The 16,064-nt window shown below is 62.5% G+C and carries 18 protein-coding genes; 8 read left to right on the top strand and 10 right to left on the bottom strand.

From position 1 onward, the window contains the following. The 3 genes from QA637_RS14525 to QA637_RS14535 form a co-directional block, all read right to left on the bottom strand. Positions 1 to 966, bottom strand: coding sequence for a 2-hydroxyacid dehydrogenase (locus QA637_RS14525; RefSeq protein WP_153436946.1), 966 nt, complete (start codon positions 964 to 966; stop codon positions 1 to 3). A 24-nt stretch (positions 967 to 990) separates the two neighbouring features. Beyond that, complete coding sequence (locus QA637_RS14530; protein ID WP_184108580.1) at positions 991 to 2,013, bottom strand: LacI family DNA-binding transcriptional regulator; 1,023 nt, start codon at positions 2,011 to 2,013, stop codon at positions 991 to 993. A gap of 205 nt (positions 2,014 to 2,218) precedes the next feature. Beyond that, complete coding sequence (locus tag QA637_RS14535) at positions 2,219 to 2,716, bottom strand: MarR family winged helix-turn-helix transcriptional regulator (RefSeq protein ID WP_153436947.1); 498 nt, start codon at positions 2,714 to 2,716, stop codon at positions 2,219 to 2,221. Positions 2,717 to 2,828: 112 nt separating this feature from the next. Between QA637_RS14535 and QA637_RS14540 the strand changes: the two genes are divergently transcribed. From QA637_RS14540 to QA637_RS14550, 3 genes are all read left to right on the top strand, one after another. Beyond that, positions 2,829 to 3,620 carry a creatininase family protein gene (locus QA637_RS14540; protein ID WP_153436948.1) on the top strand — a complete coding sequence of 264 codons (792 nt, stop codon included), beginning with the start codon at positions 2,829 to 2,831 and terminating at the stop codon, positions 3,618 to 3,620. A gap of 126 nt (positions 3,621 to 3,746) precedes the next feature. Then, positions 3,747 to 4,826, top strand: coding sequence for a CobW family GTP-binding protein (locus QA637_RS14545; RefSeq protein ID WP_153436949.1), 1,080 nt, complete (start codon positions 3,747 to 3,749; stop codon positions 4,824 to 4,826). A 43-nt stretch (positions 4,827 to 4,869) separates the two neighbouring features. Continuing rightward, positions 4,870 to 5,859 carry a WD40 repeat domain-containing protein gene (locus QA637_RS14550; RefSeq protein WP_153436950.1) on the top strand — a complete coding sequence of 330 codons (990 nt, stop codon included), beginning with the start codon at positions 4,870 to 4,872 and terminating at the stop codon, positions 5,857 to 5,859. 161 nt (positions 5,860 to 6,020) lie between these two features. On the opposite strand, the gene QA637_RS14555 is transcribed toward QA637_RS14550, so the two are convergent. Beyond that, the gene (locus QA637_RS14555; RefSeq protein WP_283061952.1) at positions 6,021 to 6,467 is read right to left on the bottom strand and encodes a glyoxalase superfamily protein; all 447 of its coding nucleotides are present in this window, start codon (positions 6,465 to 6,467) and stop codon (positions 6,021 to 6,023) included. 412 nt (positions 6,468 to 6,879) lie between these two features. Between QA637_RS14555 and QA637_RS14560 the strand changes: the two genes are divergently transcribed. Next, the gene (locus QA637_RS14560; protein ID WP_283061954.1) at positions 6,880 to 7,515 is read left to right on the top strand and encodes a LysE family translocator; all 636 of its coding nucleotides are present in this window, start codon (positions 6,880 to 6,882) and stop codon (positions 7,513 to 7,515) included. A 24-nt stretch (positions 7,516 to 7,539) separates the two neighbouring features. After that, a complete protein-coding gene (locus QA637_RS14565; protein ID WP_283061956.1) occupies positions 7,540 to 7,932 on the top strand; it encodes a VOC family protein in 393 nt (130 codons plus the stop codon). 95 nt (positions 7,933 to 8,027) lie between these two features. Here QA637_RS14565 and QA637_RS14570 read toward each other — a convergent pair whose 3' ends face one another. Together QA637_RS14570 and odc2 are read right to left on the bottom strand one after the other, a co-directional pair. Continuing rightward, on the bottom strand, positions 8,028 to 8,618 hold the full coding sequence (locus tag QA637_RS14570; RefSeq protein WP_283061957.1) for a GNAT family N-acetyltransferase: 591 nt from the start codon (positions 8,616 to 8,618) through the stop codon (positions 8,028 to 8,030). Between the two features lie 88 nt (positions 8,619 to 8,706). Beyond that, positions 8,707 to 9,846: an ornithine/lysine decarboxylase gene (gene odc2 / locus QA637_RS14575; RefSeq protein WP_234886754.1), complete on the bottom strand. Its 1,140-nt coding sequence runs from the start codon at positions 9,844 to 9,846 to the stop codon at positions 8,707 to 8,709. Between the two features lie 694 nt (positions 9,847 to 10,540). Here odc2 and QA637_RS14580 point away from each other — a divergent pair. From QA637_RS14580 to QA637_RS14590, 3 genes are all read left to right on the top strand, one after another. Next, on the top strand, positions 10,541 to 11,431 hold the full coding sequence (locus QA637_RS14580) for a LysR family transcriptional regulator (protein ID WP_153436956.1): 891 nt from the start codon (positions 10,541 to 10,543) through the stop codon (positions 11,429 to 11,431). 98 nt (positions 11,432 to 11,529) lie between these two features. Next, the gene (locus QA637_RS14585; RefSeq protein WP_153436957.1) at positions 11,530 to 12,174 is read left to right on the top strand and encodes a DUF1007 family protein; all 645 of its coding nucleotides are present in this window, start codon (positions 11,530 to 11,532) and stop codon (positions 12,172 to 12,174) included. Then, positions 12,168 to 13,199, top strand: coding sequence for a nickel/cobalt transporter (locus tag QA637_RS14590; protein ID WP_283061960.1), 1,032 nt, complete (start codon positions 12,168 to 12,170; stop codon positions 13,197 to 13,199). Before QA637_RS14585 ends, QA637_RS14590 begins: the two co-directional genes overlap by 7 nt. A 68-nt stretch (positions 13,200 to 13,267) precedes the next feature. Here QA637_RS14590 and QA637_RS14595 read toward each other — a convergent pair whose 3' ends face one another. The 4 genes from QA637_RS14595 to QA637_RS14610 form a co-directional block, all read right to left on the bottom strand. Next, positions 13,268 to 13,483, bottom strand: a complete 216-nt coding sequence (locus QA637_RS14595) for a hypothetical protein (RefSeq protein ID WP_153436959.1) — start codon at positions 13,481 to 13,483, stop codon at positions 13,268 to 13,270. Further along, a complete protein-coding gene (locus QA637_RS14600) occupies positions 13,480 to 14,178 on the bottom strand; it encodes a GNAT family N-acetyltransferase (RefSeq protein ID WP_283061962.1) in 699 nt (232 codons plus the stop codon). The genes QA637_RS14595 and QA637_RS14600 overlap by 4 nt, the downstream gene beginning before the upstream one ends. A 148-nt stretch (positions 14,179 to 14,326) precedes the next feature. Then, the gene (locus QA637_RS14605) at positions 14,327 to 15,031 is read right to left on the bottom strand and encodes a tellurite resistance TerB family protein (protein WP_283061964.1); all 705 of its coding nucleotides are present in this window, start codon (positions 15,029 to 15,031) and stop codon (positions 14,327 to 14,329) included. A gap of 275 nt (positions 15,032 to 15,306) precedes the next feature. Further along, positions 15,307 to 15,945, bottom strand: coding sequence for a 2-dehydro-3-deoxy-phosphogluconate aldolase (locus QA637_RS14610; RefSeq protein WP_283061966.1), 639 nt, complete (start codon positions 15,943 to 15,945; stop codon positions 15,307 to 15,309). Positions 15,946 to 16,064: the final 119 nt, after the last annotated feature.

The following is a 16,064-nucleotide window of genomic DNA, read 5'->3' on the forward strand; positions in this document are numbered from 1 at the left end:
TCACCCTTTGCGCCGGAACGGTGTTTCAACGACCGGCGTAAGGGCCTCTCCCGTCGAAAACCAGGCCTTCAGATTGTCGACGACGAGATCGGACATCGCATTGCGGGTTGCCACCGAAGCGGAGGCCACATGCGGCAGAAGCGATACGTTCGGAAGGGTCAGCAATGCCTCCGGCACGTGGGGTTCATTTTCGAAGACGTCGAGCCCCGCCCCGGCGATGACGCCATTCTGAAGAGCGGCAACGAGCGCCGCCTCGTCCACGGTCGAGCCGCGGCCGACATTGATCAGCACACCCTCAGGCCCGAGCGCGGCCAGGATGTCGGCGTTGACGGCCTTCAGCGTGCTTGGCGTGCCCGGCACGATCACGATCATCGTGTCGACGGCTTCGGCGAGGCTCTTGAGGCTCGAATGATAGGCATAGGCAAGCCCCTCGCGCGGCGAGCGCGTGTGGTAGGCGATCGGAACAGCGAAGGCCTCCAGCCTCCTGGCGATCGCAAGGCCGATCCGCCCGAGGCCGAAAAGTCCAACCTTGCGCCCCCGGAGCGAAAGCGGCGATAGAGGAAACGCCCCTTCCCGCACCCAGCGGCCCTGCCGCAGCCATTGCTCGGCCTGCGGCAGGCGCCGCAGCGTATTGAGGAGCAGTCCGACCGCCGTGTCGGCAACTTCTTCGGTCAGGACATCGGGCGTATTGGTGACGACGATCCCTCGTGCCGCCGCCCGGGCGACATCAACCCCGTCATAGCCAACGCCGAAATTGCCGATGATCTCGAGGCGGGGTAACGCATCCATCAGCTCCACCGGCAGGCGGCCGGAAACCGCCACGCCGGCGACGTCCGCCATCTCCGGCGTCACCAGTTCCACATCGGCCCGCTCGATGCGCACGGTCTCGAACATTTCCGGAAGCCGGTCGAGAATGCGCTGGTTGATCTTGCCGGGCACGAGAATTCTGGGGCGAGCCTCCGACATCGTTACTCCTTTCGGGAGATGCGCTCAGGCGGTCACGCGTAGCGGGCCGGTCGACTGGCGAATGCGCATCTCCGGCTTTATCAAATGGATTCCATCCGGCTCATGGCTGCCGGAAAGTTTGTCGAGCAGCGCTCGCGCAGCGCTGCGGCCGACATCGGCCTGGCCGTTCCAGACAGTCGTCAGCGCCGGGGTCGCGATCGAGGCTTCCTCGAGATCGTCGTAGCCCGTGACCGAGATGTCGACGCCCGGCACGAGCCCGGCGCGGGCAATGCCGTTCATCATACCGATTGCCACCAGGTCGTTCCAGCAGACGACTGCCGTGGGCTTTTGCGGCAGCGACAAGAGATGCACCGCCGCCTCGAACCCGCCCTGCTTGGAGCGCGGCCCGGGAATGCGCAAGTCCGGATCGACCTGGATATTCGCCTTGCGCAGCGCGTTTACATAACCCTGGTAGCGATCACGGCCGGTCGACGTCTGGTCGGTGCCGCCGACCATCGCGATGCAGCGGTGGCCAAGGCCGATCAGGTGATTGGTCGCAAGCGAAATGCCATAGGCGTCGTCGCCACGGAAAATCGGCACGTCGAGTCCTTCGATCGACCGGGCGATCAGGATCGCCGGCATGCCGTTGTCCTCGGCAAGCTGGATGTCCTCCGGGGGAGTGCCGATCGCCGGCGACATGATGACACCGTCGCCGCCAAGCTGCAGCAGCGTCTCGATGAAGTCGCGCTGCTTCTCGACGGAATCGTAATGGTTGGAGAGGATGAAGGTCTGCTTGTCGCGATCGAGTTCCGCCTCGATCGCCTTGAGGATTTCCCCGTAGAACGGGTTCATGATGTCGTGCACGACGACACCGATGATGCCGGACCGCGACGTTCTCAAGCTCGCGGCGCGACGATTGTAGATATAGCCGAGCGCGCGTGCCTGTTCCTTGATCTTGTCGCGGGTTACGGTCGCCACCAGTGGGCTGTCACGCAATGCCAGGGATACTGTCGCCGTCGAAAGGCCGAGTGTTTCCGCGATTGTCGAAAGCTTGACCTTTTGCGCCACTATGTCCCCCCGAATTCACCGATCTCTTCAGCCCGTTTTAAATCCTCTTTAAACTGTTTAAATGATCGCCGCAATCAGGAAGTGTCACCCCACAGCGCCGCGCGTCTTACCAGACGCGCAAAGGACGCTGTAGCCTTTGAATTGCTGCATGTTGTTGTCCTTTAATCGGCTACGATTAAAGGCGACATGCAGTAGCGGCATGGGATCAATCGGGCGCTCTCGCCGCTTGCAGATTGCTGTCGACGGCTCTCAGCAGCTTCAGGAGGGTACGCACCTGCTTGTCGGTCAAACCTCGCGTGGCGAGCTTTTCGGAATGCTGACCGGCCTCCGCAATGGTCTGCAGCCGTTCGCGCCCGGGCACGGTCAGATAGACCTTGGTCAATCGCGCATCTTCCTCGTCCGGCCGGCGTTCGAGGAAGCCTTGCGCCTCCATGCGGCCGATGGTGCGTGTCATTGTCGGCGCCTTGACACCCAGCTTTGCAGCGAGCGCCCCTGCCGTCAGGCCGTCGGTCTCGGCCAGCGCGAGCATGACGCCGTCCTGCCCCGCATAGAGGCCGCTTTCGACGAGATTGCGGGAGAGTACGGTGCGCATCGAGCGCGCCGCCTGTACAAGAACCGAAGCAAGATCATGCGGCTCGACAGCAAGCTCGTCCCTCTTCTTGCCGTTCTTGCCCTTCTTTTCGGCCTTGCTCTTCTTGCCCATTGGACCTCCCGCCGAATCCCGTACACGATTTTATAGCAATACAGCTTGTGATTACGAACTGTATGACTCAAATAACAATTTTACGACAGAAGGGATGGAGAACCGAAGAGAAATGTCGATGCCCGAGCCCAACTGGAACGATAACTGCGCCGATCTCGCACCTTCCGAGCGGCGGCAGTGGATCGCGGTGCTGCCGCTCGGCGCGCATGAGCAGCATGGGCCGCATCTTCCGTTCGAAACCGACCGGCTGATTGCCGAGGGCATCGTTCGGCGCGTCTCACCCGCGCTACCCGCGGACATCCCTGTAACGTTCCTGCCGGTCGAGCCCGTCGGCTACTCAATCGAACATATGGATGTGGCCGGCACGCGAACGCTTGCCTTTGAGGAAGCGATCGGCCGCTGGCTCGGGATCGCCGAAAATCTCCGTAACCTCGGCATCCGCAAATTCGTCATGCTGAACGCCCACGGCGGCAACTCACCGCTGATGACGATCGTCGCGACGGAGGCGCGGGTGCGCTTCGGCATGCTCGCGGTCGCGACGAGCTGGACGCGTTTCGGGCAGCCGGAGGGCTGGATCAGCGCCGAGGACAAGGCGCTCGACATCCACGGAGGCGATATCGAGACGTCGGTGATGCTGGCGCTCCACCCCGACAAGGTGGATATGACGCGCGCCGCCCGGTTCCCTTCCCGCCAGAGCGACTTTATCGCCCGGTTCACGCATTTGCGCGCCTATGGCCCGCATGCATTCGGTTGGAAAATGTCGGACCTCAATCAACAAGGCGTCGCGGGCGATGCCGGCGCCGCGACCGCCGCGCGCGGCGAAGTCCTTCTTGCACACGCGGTGAAGGGCATCATCGAGCTGCTCGAGGATGTAAACGCCTTCGACGTCGACGAACTTTCCTGATCGGCGAATGGCGGATCGGTTCCGCGCAGCGAATTCGACGGCCGCCATTTGCGCAACGTCGCTTCATCTCCTATATGAGGACGCGACATTGATGCCCGCGGCGCATCGCCAATCCTCGAGGCTCCCATGACCGAAACATCCACGCAGAAGCCGATCCCCGTCACCGTGCTCACGGGTTATCTCGGCGCCGGCAAGACGACGCTCCTCAACCGTATCCTCAGCGAGAATCACGGCCGCAAGTATGCGGTGATCGTCAACGAATTCGGCGAAATCGGCATCGACAACGACCTGATCGTCGAGTCGGACGAGGAAATCTACGAGATGAACAACGGCTGCGTCTGCTGCACCGTGCGCGGCGACCTGATCCGTGTCGTCGAAGGGCTGATGCGCCGCCCGGGCCGTTTCGATGCGATCATCGTCGAGACCACCGGCCTTGCCGATCCGGTTCCGGTCGCCCAGACCTTCTTCATGGACGACGACGTGCGCGCCAAGACCGAGCTTGATGCCGTGGTGGCACTGGTCGATGCCAAGCACCTGCCGTTGCGTCTCAAGGACAGCCGCGAAGCCGAGGACCAGATCGCCTTCGCCGATGTCGTGCTCTTGAACAAGACCGACCTCGTGACGCCGGAAGAGCTGGAGCGGATCGAGGCAACAGTGCGCATCATCAATCCGTCCGCGCGCATCTACCGCACGCAGCGCTCCGAGATCGACCTGACCAAGGTGCTCGACCAGGGCGCCTTCAATCTCGAAAGGGCGCTCGAAAACGATCCGCACTTCCTCGATCAGGACGAGCACGACGATCACGTCTGCGGTCCCGAGTGCGATCACGATCACGATCATCATCATGATCATGACCATGACCACCACCACCATCACCACGACCATGGGCCGTCACCCATTCATGACGTGACGGTGCAGTCGATCTCGCTGCGCGGCGGCGAGATGAACCCCGACCGCTTCTTCCCGTGGATCCAGAAGATCACCCAGACCGATGGTCCGAATATCCTGCGCCTCAAAGGCATCATCGCTTTTGCCGGCGATGCCGAGCGCTACGTGGTCCAGGGCGTGCACATGATCATCGAGGGCGACCACCAGCGCGCCTGGAAGGACGGCGAGAAACGCGAGACCCGGCTCGTCTTCATCGGCCGCGATCTTGACCGCGAGAAGCTCGAGCGCACCTTCAAGGCCTGCGAGGTCCAGGCATGATCCCCGATAAGATCATGCTGAAACAAGAGAGCCTGGCTAACTGATGCCCACAGTCGCTCCGCTCGATCTCGAAGGCCACGTCGTCGGCGTGGCCTTCCTCAAGGACATACCCTTCTTCGCCGAAGCCTCCGGCGCCATCCATCACCTCGATCATGGTCACAAGACCATCGATGCCCATGACGGCCTTCTCTCGCTCGACCATGACGAAGCGAGTGACAGCCTCCTGACCGGCGGCGAGGACGGCAAGGTCATGCGGATCTCCGCCGACGGCGCTATAAGCCTCGTCGCCCAAGCGCCGCGCAAATGGATATCGCAGGTTGCGGCCGGACCTCAGGGCGCCGTCGCCTACGCCTATGGCAAGACGACCCATGTTCGCCTGGCCGACGGCAAGACAAAGGATTTTCCCGAAGAGCGCACGGTCGAGGGCATAGCCTTTGCCCCCAAGGGCCTGCGCATCGCCGTTGCCCGGTACAACGGCGTGTCCATGCATTGGGTGGCGATCGCCGGTCAGCCGGCCGACCTCGAATGGAAGGGCGCCCATACCGGCGTCACCTTTTCCCCCGACGGCCGTTTCGTCGTCACCTCCATGCAGGAAAACGCGCTGCACGGCTGGAAGCTCGATGCCAAGGCGGGAGCCGAAGCGCGCCACATGCGCATGACCGGCTATCCGGCCAAGGTGAAGTCGCTGTCCTGGTCCGCCAAGGGCAAGTGGCTTGCATCTTCCGGCGCGCCGGCGGCGATCGTATGGCCGTTCCAGGGTAAGGACGGCCCGATGGGCAAAGCCCCGCTAGAGCTCGGCACGCGCGGCAACATCATGGTGACGACCGTCGCCTGCCATCCGGCCGAGGACATCGTGGCTATCGGCTACGAAGACGGCATGATCCTCGCTGCCCGCTTCGCCGACAGCAAGGAAGTGCTGCTGCGCCGACCCGGCAACGGTGCGATCACCGCCATGGCCTGGAGCAGGAACGGCCGCCAGCTCGCCTTCGGTTCCGCGGCCGGCGACTGCGGCGTCGTGGATCTTGCTGGGTAGGCGATCTCGCCTCCCGCATTTTGACGAGATGTCACCCCATCGCCACCCCCTCCCCACAAGGGGGAGGGCTTGGCGCTGCGATCACCTGCCAAATCGAACCCCTCCGCTTGCCGCAACGCGGGTAAGCCACTCCTCCCTTTTTGGGGAGGGGTGTCCAAGCCTCACCACTCAAGTTCCAGATGCGGCCGGCCGTCTGAGGTCTTTTCGACCGTCCGTCCGGTCTCGTCTATCGTGGCCGTTACCCTCTGGCGGAACGCCGAGAAACTTTCGAAGGTGACAACGTCGACCGGCTCATCGAACTTGAACGTCAGGCGATAGCGCCCCGGCCCAGCGCTTATCGCGTGAACCGAGAGGATTTCCGCTTCGAAGGCTTGGCCGAGATAGTGGCCTTTCACCCGCGAACCCAGCATCCACGGATTGAAGGGCGGGCGGTTGCCGACGGCGGCGTGAAGCGTGTTCCAGTCGCGGTAGCCGTACTGGGCGGCGACGAGTTCGAGCGATCTGGAGTGGCTGATCGCCTCGCCCTCCGCTGCAAGCCGGGACCGCAAGCGCTTTGCCTGGTCCTTCAGCGCATCGAGTGCGGGGAGCGTCGGTTTTCCATGCGTCATGACAGGGTCTCCTGTTGCGGCATGCAATTTTGAGGATGGGTGCCCGCATTGCCATCGGTTCGCATGCCGTTTCGGCGTGACCGTGTCGAAAAGAGGGACTTCACCAAAGCTTCAGCTCGCGGACGGCTGGGGCCCTCACCCGCCGCCTGCTTATGCGAGACCGTCAGAGCTGTCAAACGAAGAAGCATCGGCCTCAATTAGCCTCTCCCCCGGAAGCAGCATGGAGGGACGTCCCCCTCCCGCCGAGCCGGCGACGGCAGCGCCGCGAGTGCCTTCTCCCTCACTTGCGGGAAGAAGATGCCCGGCAGGCGGATAAAGAGCCAACCGGCAACGGCCTACCGGTGCATGACCAGCCGAGGCTTGCGCGCACGTCAAAGCTGTGGGACGAGTTATCATATCGAGGGAGGGCACCATGAGCGACTTCACTATTCTTGCATTCGCGCTCGTTGCTTTCATCGGCATCGCGACTCCGGGTCCAACCGTGCTTCTCGCGCTTACCAACGGGTCACGCTATGGCGTAAAACGCGCGACGGCAGGCATGGTCGGCGCGGTCCTGTCGGATTTCGTGCTGATCGGTGCCGTGGCGCTCGGTCTCGGTGCGCTCTTGGCCGCGTCCGAATTCTGGTTCACGGTCGTCAAATGGCTGGGTGCAGCTTATCTCGCTTTCCTGGGGGTCATGCTGCTGCGCTCCCACGGCACGCTGGAAATTGCCACCGAGCGGGAGAGCCAGGGCGGCGTCGCCACGACGCGCACAATCTTCCTCAAGAGTTTCCTTGTCGCGGTCACCAATCCCAAGGGCTATCTGTTTTTCTCGGCCTTCCTGCCGCAGTTCATCGAGCCTGCCCTGCCGCAGGCATCGCAATACACTGTTCTCGCCATCGTCTTCGCTTCGATCGATTTTGCGGTGATGTTCGCTTATGCGCTGATCGGCTCCCAAGCGGTTCGTTTCCTGAAACGCTCCGGAGCGATCTGGCTCGACCGTGTCTGCGGCGGCGCACTGCTGGCGCTGGCCGGCTCGCTGGCATTCTATCGGCGCGTCACCACCTGACATGCGTGCAGAAAGGAAAACGGGATGATCGGGTACACGATGGTCGGAACAACGGATCTGAGGCGGGCCGAGCGATTTTACGATCCGTTGATGGCCCTGATCGGCCAGGAGCGCTGCTATTGCGACGAACAGGTTACCTCCTGGGGGCGGAGGGATAACGACAGGGCTCCGCGCTTCTTCACGGGCTATCCTTTCAACGGCGAGGCGGCGACCGTCGGCAATGGCGTAATGACCTCGTTTCTTGTCGAAACGGCGGATGTCATAGATCGCCTTTTCCGGATTGCGCTAGAAAATGGCGGCGGCAGCGAAGGCGAACCTGGCTTTCGCCCGCAATATGGCGAGGGCTTTTATGCGGCCTATGTGCGCGATCCCGACGGCAACAAGCTTGCCTTCGTCTGCTACGACGCAAGGACCTGAGAAACTGATCTCACAAAAGATTACAGCGCCCCCGCGCCATTCCGGCGCAGGAGCGCTGTTGGTTGTCCGCCTCCGCAGGGTTGGAGGCGGCGAAGTCAGGCGGCGCGCCTGAGCGGCGGCAGGGCGAGCTTGCGGCCGCTCGCGACCAGCATTCCGGCCGCACCATCGAGCCAGCCGTCCTTGAGCTCGAGCGCCAGGAAGCGGTTCCGCTCGAACGGTCCCGGCATGACAAGATGCTGTGCCCGCTCGGCGAAGAAGCCGAACCGCTCGTAGTAGGCGGCGTCGCCGACGAGCAGGATCGCCCCGTGGCCGCGGTTCTTGGCTTCCTGAATTGCCGCGCGCATCAGCATGCCGCCGATGCCCCTGCCCTCGTGCGCCGGATCGACAGCAAGCGGACCGAGCAGAAGCGCTGGCACGCCATGGCCCTCCCGGTCGACACCCGCCTCGACATTCCAGAGACGCACCGTGCCGATCACATGAACATCCTCGTCGCGTGCGACAAGCGCAAGTCCCTCGGCCGGAACGCGGCCGCGGCGCAGCTTTTCCGACGACTTCCGGCGACGATCCGGCCCCATGGCACGGTCGAGCAGGTTTTCACGCGCGACGACGTCGCCCGGGTTTTCGGAGTCGATCACAAAGGTGGACGGCGCGAAGAACGCGCGCATGGCATCAACAACAGCGGCCATCGGGGCCTCCCGTCATCAAAACCGCTTCAGGCGGACCGGATAAGAATTGTGAAATCGCCGCTCCCGCGGTTGGCGGGAGCAGGCAGGATCAGATCACATAGGCCTTCAGCGGCTCGAAGCCGTTAAAGGCGACGGCCGAGTAGGTGGTCGTGTAGGCGCCCGTGCCCTCGATCAGAATTTCGTCGCCGATCGTCAGCGAGATCGGCAGCGGATACATGTTCTTCTCATAGAGCACGTCGGCCGAGTCGCAGGTCGGGCCGGCAAGCACGCAGGGCTCCATCTGATCGGCGTCGCGAGCGGTGCGGATCGGGTAGCGGATCGCCTCGTCCATCGTTTCCGCGAGACCGCCGAACTTGCCGATGTCGAGAAAGACCCAGCGGTGATTGTCGTTGTCCGACTTCTTCGAGACGAGAACGACTTCCGCCTTGATCACGCCCGCATTGCCGACCATGCCGCGGCCCGGCTCGATGATCGTCTCCGGAATGTTGTTGCCGAAGTGCTTCTTCAGCGCACCGAAGATCGCCTGGCCGTAAGCTTCCGCCGACGGCACGTCCCTGAGGTACTTCGTCGGGAAGCCGCCGCCCATGTTGACCATCTTGAGTTCGATGCCCTGCTTGGCGAGCTGCACGAAGACGCGCTTGGCATCGGCAAGCGCCGAATCCCAGGCATCGAGCTTCGTCATCTGCGAGCCGACGTGGAACGAGACGCCATAGGAGACGAGGCCGAGCTGATGGGCGTAGACGAGCACGTCGACGGCCATCTGCGGCACGCAGCCGAACTTGCGCGACAGCGGCCATTCCGCACCTTCGCCATCGGTGAGCACGCGGCAGAAGACGCGGGCACCGGGAGCGGCACGAGCCACCTTCTCGACTTCCTCATGGCTGTCGACCGCGAAAAGGGACACGCCCAGCGCATAAGCGCGGGCAATATCGCGCTCCTTCTTGATGGTGTTGCCATAAGAAATGCGTTGGGCGGTCGCACCGGCATCAAGCGCCATTTCGATTTCGGCGACGGACGCGCAATCGAAATTGGAGCCGAGACCGGCGAGAAGGCGCAGGATCTCCGGCGCCGGGTTGGCCTTGACGGCATAATAGATCGAGCTGTCGGGCAGCGCGTGGCGGAAGGCCTTGAAATTGTCGCGCACGACGTCGAGGTCGACAACGAGGCACGGGCCTTCCGGTCGTCGGGTGTTCAGAAAGTCGATGATGCGTGCAGTGGTCATAGCCATATTCCCCAGATCCATTAGACTCCACAACTGTGGAGGACAAAGGGCATACGCGCGCTTGCTCTGGAACCAGCCGGTGGAGACCCCGGAACCATGCATGCGCTCGATGCGCGAAACGGTGAATCGAAGCCCGCCAAGGCTAAGATTCGTCTTTGTCTGCCATGGATTGGAGGGAATATCCCAACCGCACTTCCGGCAATGAAGGTGTGCCTCTTCAGTAACCCCGGCTGTTGGAAAGCCGGCAGACACCAGAAAGGCCCGCACCGTCGTTGCTTCAAGATGTCCTCGCATTTCCCGGTTGGCCGAAATAGCGACTGGAGGGGTTAGTTCCAGGTACCTTACCGATTTCCTCACCTTATCCGAGGGTCGGCGGACACCCACAGGCACGTGCGACTTTGGGCAAGGGGTAGGTAAGAAAAAACACTGTCGTAATCAAGAGTTTTTTGCGTTCCGCGGTTGAATTTTTTCCGAAGCCGACGACATTGTCGGTGTTCACCTTCACTGAACAATCAAACAGGCCGGGAAAAATGCGCCAAGCCTTTGAAGTTAAAAGAAGTTCCTCCGGGTACACCGAGCGACGGCGCTGAGAAACCGTGCACCGGTTCGAGCGCGGGCGAGGCGGCGTTATTCATGATCCTTCGACAGGCGAGCGATTGCGGCCGAATCAGCCCGGCGAACAGACGAAAGAAAATCAGCCATGGACACCTTGACCCGTATCCGTGCCTTCATCGACGTCGTGGACGCGGAAGGCTTTTCCGCCGCCGCCCGGCGCGTCGGAAAATCCAAGGCGCTCCTGTCGAAATATGTGCGTGAACTCGAAGACGAGCTCGGCGCCCTCCTGCTCAACCGCACGACGCGGCAATTCTCCCTGACCGAGGCCGGCCACACCTACTATCGCACGGCCTCCGAGATCCTGAAGGAGATCGACAACCTCGCCGATCTCGTGCGCGCCAACAATTCCGACCTGCGCGGCCGGCTGCGCATCACTGTGCCCAGGACATTCGTGGATGCGGATATTGGCCAGTCGCTGATCGATTTCGGCAAGCAACATCCCGAATTGTCGCTCGAAATCGTCTCTGACGACCGCTTCATCGATTTGGTGGAAGAAGGCTTCGATGTGGCGATCCGCATCACGCGGCTCGAGGATTCGACGCTGATCGCGCGCAAGCTCGATGACTTTCAGGTGCTGCTCTGCGCCTCGCCGGACTTCGTGGAGAAGATCGGTCCGCTCAAGCATCCGACCGAGCTTTCGAAAATCTCCTGCATTCTCGACACCAATGGCCGGTCCTATTCGAACTGGCGCTTCGTCGAGCCGGACGGTTCGCCCTTTACGGTGCCGGTGGGAGGACCGATCGAGGTCAACAGCCCGCTTGCCTCCGCGCGTGCCGCGGTGACCGGTCTCGGGGTAGCCCCGGTGCCCGATTTCATCGCCCGGCCGAAGATCCAGTCCGGCGAGCTGGTGACGTTGTTCGATGACTTCTTGCCCAAAGACCGCGGCATCTACGCGATCTACCCGCATCGGCGCTATCTGCCGGCGAAGGTCCGCACCTTCGTCGATTTCCTGCACGGCTGGTTCCGCGCGCGATGAGCATGCCGGGTGCCGCGCCGCAAGTCCCAATTCCGTCCCATTTGCAGTACATTTCGAAGGCGATTCGCGCGGCTCAGGCCGAAAAGGATTCCATTCTCATGAAAACTAAATGCCTCGTCATGGCCGGCCTTGCCACGCTCCTCGCGCCCGCCCTGGCTGTCGCGCATCCGCACATTTTCGCCGAAGCGCGGCTGGAGATCGTTTCCGACGACAAGGGCGAGATCGGTGAATTGCGCAATGTCTGGCGCTTCGACGAGCTGTTTTCCGCAAGTGTCGTGCTCGACTTCGACAAGAACTCGAACGCGACCCTCGACCCGGACGAACTCAAGGAGGTTGGCCAAACGGTTCTCGAGTCCCTTTCGGAATACAATTACTACACGACGATCTTCGACAACGGCAAATCGGTGAAGGTGTCGAAGCCGGACAGCATTACCGTCGACTACAAGGATAACCAGCTCCTGATGATGTTTGCGGTCAAGCCGGCCGAAGCGATGCCGCTCAAGGGCAAGCTCTCCTTCGGCGTCTACGACCCGACCATGTACACCGCGATGGACTTCCCGACCGACGACGATCTCACGGTCGTCGGCGAAAAGATCGAGGCTTGCGAGCATCAGGTGGTCAGGCCGGATCCCGACGAAGTGCTCGCCGAAAACAAGGACACGCTGACCGACGCCTTCTGGAACGACCCGACGGGCACCGACATGTCGAAGCTTTTTGCAACCAGGATCGAGGTCAAATGCTGAACGCACGCAAGATTGGCGGACCGCTGATGGCCGCGCTCTTCCTGGCGGCCCTTTCCGCAACAGCGGCCGCGGCGCAATCGCCCCTCGGCATCGGCACCGCCGAACCGTCGGTCCAGACAACGGGTTTCCTCGGCAGCTTCTTTGCCTGGGTCAACATGGAGCAACAGAGCTTCTACCGGCTGCTCACAGGCACGCTCAAGGGCATGCGCGAGAACCCGTGGCAACTCTGGTCGCTGATCGGCCTCTCCTTCGCCTATGGCGTCTTCCATGCGGCGGGTCCCGGGCATGGCAAGGCGGTGATTTCCTCCTACATGATCGCCAACGAGACGGAACTTCGCCGCGGCGTCGTCCTCTCCTTTCTCTCCTCGATCCTGCAGGGCGTGGTGGCGATCCTCCTCATCGGCGCCGTCTATCTCCTGTTGCGGGGCTCGTCGATCAGCATGACGGATGCCACCCGCTCGCTTGAGATCGCAAGTTACGCGCTGATCGCGGCGTTCGGAGGTTGGCTGGTCTTTCGCAAGCTGCGTTCGATGACGCGGCCCGCTCTTGCTGCAGCCAGCGACGCGCAGGCGGAGCACGGCCATCACCACGATCACCATGACCATGGCGATCATCACCACCATCATCACGCACACGCTGCCGGCGAGGTCTGCGCGACCTGCGGCCACGCGCATGCGCCGGACCCGACCATGCTGAAGGGTGATCGTTTTGCGCTGAGCGAAGCCTGGTCGGCGATCGTCGCGGTCGGCCTGCGTCCCTGCTCCGGCGCCTTGATCGTGCTCTCCTTCGCGCTTTTGAACGGGCTCTATCTCGGTGGCGTTCTCTCGGTCTTCGCCATGTCGATCGGCACGGCCATTACCGTCTCTATCCTCGCGACCATGGCCGTCACCGCCAAGAGCTTCGCGCTCCGCTACGCCTCGAGCGGTTCGGCCGCGGCACGCATTTCCAACGGCATCGAGATCGCCGGCGCCGCGATGGTGCTGGTGCTTGGACTTGTGCTGCTGGGCGCTGCGCTTCAGGGATAGAGCGAGTCCAAGACTTGCCCAACTGCCAAGACTACAGCGCCGCGCGTCCAGCTAGACGCGCGTAGTTGCTACTCCCCGCGCCGGCGCTGATGGCGGGCGCGGAGCCAGAAAATCAGGAAGAAGCCGAGGACGAAGAGAGCGCCAAAGGCAGCCGCAAGCCATGGCGAAATATCGCCCAGCCAAAGCATGATCGACGGCAGGGCGAAGAAGCCAACGGCGACGACGGCAAGAATGACCGCCGCCGCGATTGCGGCGGATCTTTCCTTTTTCTCAGGCGGTTTCAAGCTCGCTCCTTTGCCACTAGATCTGCGCGAATAGCCTCGAGGCGCCGCTTCTGCCGGCCGTCACCGTCGAAGTTCTCGGGCAACAGCCAGGCTTCGAATGCGGCCTTGATGAGCGGCCATTCGCCGTCAATGATCGAGAACCAGGCGGTGTCGCGGTTAGCGTGCTTCGAAATCATGTGCTGGCGGAAAATGCCTTCGAAGGTAAACCCGAGGCGCGCCGCCGTGGCGCGGCTCGGCTCGTTCTCGCTGTGGCATTTCCATTCGTAGCGGCGATAGCCCAGGTCCTCGAAAACATGCCTGGCCATCAGATAGTGCGCCTCCGTCGATAGCGGCGAACGCGCCATGGCCGGCCCGTGAGCCACACCGCCGACTTCCACGACGCCATTGGCCGGGTCCGCCCGCATGTAATTTGCCATGCCGACAACCTTGCCGGTCGCCTTGTCGCGAAAGACCTCTGTGATCCAACCGGACTTTTCCTGGACCGCGCTCAGCCAAGCGTCGAAATCTTCGACGCCGGAAAAATCGTCCTGGGTGAAATATTTCAGGAGCGGGTTGATCGCCATGCCGCCGAAGGCGTCGTGCCAGAGCGCTTCGAGATGTGCCGCCCGATCATAGGGCTCCAGCCTGACATATCGCCCCTCGATAAGAACCGGCTGCGGCGCCGGACATCCCTTCCAATTGGCAAGATCACGCATCGATTGCTCCCGCGTTTTCATTTGCCCTTCGCAATAGGACAGACGCCTGGCCGTTACAAATTCAAACTGGTGATGGACCCATGCAGCGGAACGAATAAGGGGGGAGCGAACTCCCGCTCCCCAGTGTTCTCAGTCACGCGCCGCCGGATCAGGCGGGGACCTTGGCCCCCGAAACGGTTGCCTCGATGTGATCGACGAGCGCATCGGGAAGCCCGAGACGGCCGGCGAGCAGATCGAGATAGCCGCGTTCCGCCCGGCTCTCCGGCTCGATCGCGAGGCGCGATGCGGTGTAGATCTCCACGCGCTGCTCCTCCGTCGTGGCGGCGGCAACGATCGCATCTAGATCAACCGGATTGGCGAGTTCCGCCTCGAGGAAGGCGGCCGCATCGGCGGAGAGTCCGGAAACCGACAGCTTGTCCATGATGCGGCCGCGCTCGGCCTCGTCGATATGGCCGTCGGCACGCGAGGCGGCGATCATGGCACGCACCAGGATCAGGGCAAAATCGTTGCTCACGGCTCCCGGCGCCGTGAAGCCGGAGTCGGACGGCGGCGGCAGGAGCTCCGGTGTCGACCGTGCAGCCGGTTCGGCGGCCGGCGCCTGGCCGGCCTGATAGTTCTTGTAGGCCTGATAGCCAAGCCCGGCGATCGCCGCGAGACCGCCCAGCACCGCAGCATTGCCTGCGAGCTGACGACCGGATTTCGTGCCGAGGAGGACAGCAGCGATCGCGCCGGTCGCAAGCGGATTATCCCTGGCGAGCTTAGTCACTTGGTCCGCGCGATCGCGCACCGTGCCGCCGGCGCCCGGCACCTGCGAACCCAAAAACTGATCCAGCAACTTCTTCGCGTCGAACATGGCTTCGCTCCTCTTCGGTTATCCCGCGACGGCAAAGCAAGAAAGCGCTCTCCCGCACCCGCGTCGTTGTCGGCGGATTGAGACATAGGAACGTGGCGAGGAAAATACAAATTGACGTTGAAGATGAACAAGCCGGGCAAACGCCCGGCTGGCGCACACCCACTGCATGTTTCCTTAAATCGCACCCGATTCAAGGAACATCCAGCAATTCAAAGTGCTACAGCGTCCTTTGCGCGTCTGGTAAGGACGCGCCGCGCTGTAGGTGACCCGCAAATTCACCCCTTGAGGGCATAGGCTTCAGCGGCAAGCTTGGTGATGCCGGCCCAATCGCCTTTCGCCACCAATTCCTTCGGCGCCACCCAGGAACCGCCGACGCAGACGACGTTCGGCAGCGAAAGATAATCGCGGGCGTTGCCAAGCGAGATGCCGCCGGTCGGGCAGAACAAGGTGCCGGCAAGCGGCGAGGACAGCGACTTCAGATAGGCGGCACCTCCGGCCTGCTCGGCCGGGAAGAACTTCATCACCTGATAGCCCTCCTCGCGCAGCCCCATGACCTCGCTCGCCGTCGCCGCCCCTGGCAAGAGCGGCACTTCGTGATCATTGGCAACATCGATCAGCTCCTGGGTCGTGCCGGGACTGACGATGAACTGCGATCCCGCCTCCACGGCCTGTTCGAACTGTGCGGCATCGAGAATCGTGCCCGCACCGGCGACGGCACCCTCGACCTCGGCGGCGACCGCGCGGATCGCATCCAGCGCCGCCTGCGTGCGCAGCGTGATCTCGATCGCCTTGAGGCCGCCGGCGACAAGTGCACGCGCCAAAGGCACGGCGGTTGCGGCATCGTCGATGACCAGGACCGGGACCACCGGTTGCAGCTTGAGGATGGAGAGAAGCTTGTCGGTTTTCGCGCTCATGCCGGTCACCCTTTAAAACGATTGAATGTTGCGTTTCGCATACTCCCCCCGGCCGTTCTTGTCGAGACCGAAGGTCGTGAACACACCCTCGCCATATAGTAGCGGAAAATAAAATGTCA

It is taken from the genome of Sinorhizobium terangae, from assembly GCF_029714365.1.
Lineage (GTDB): Bacteria > Pseudomonadota > Alphaproteobacteria > Rhizobiales > Rhizobiaceae > Sinorhizobium > Sinorhizobium terangae.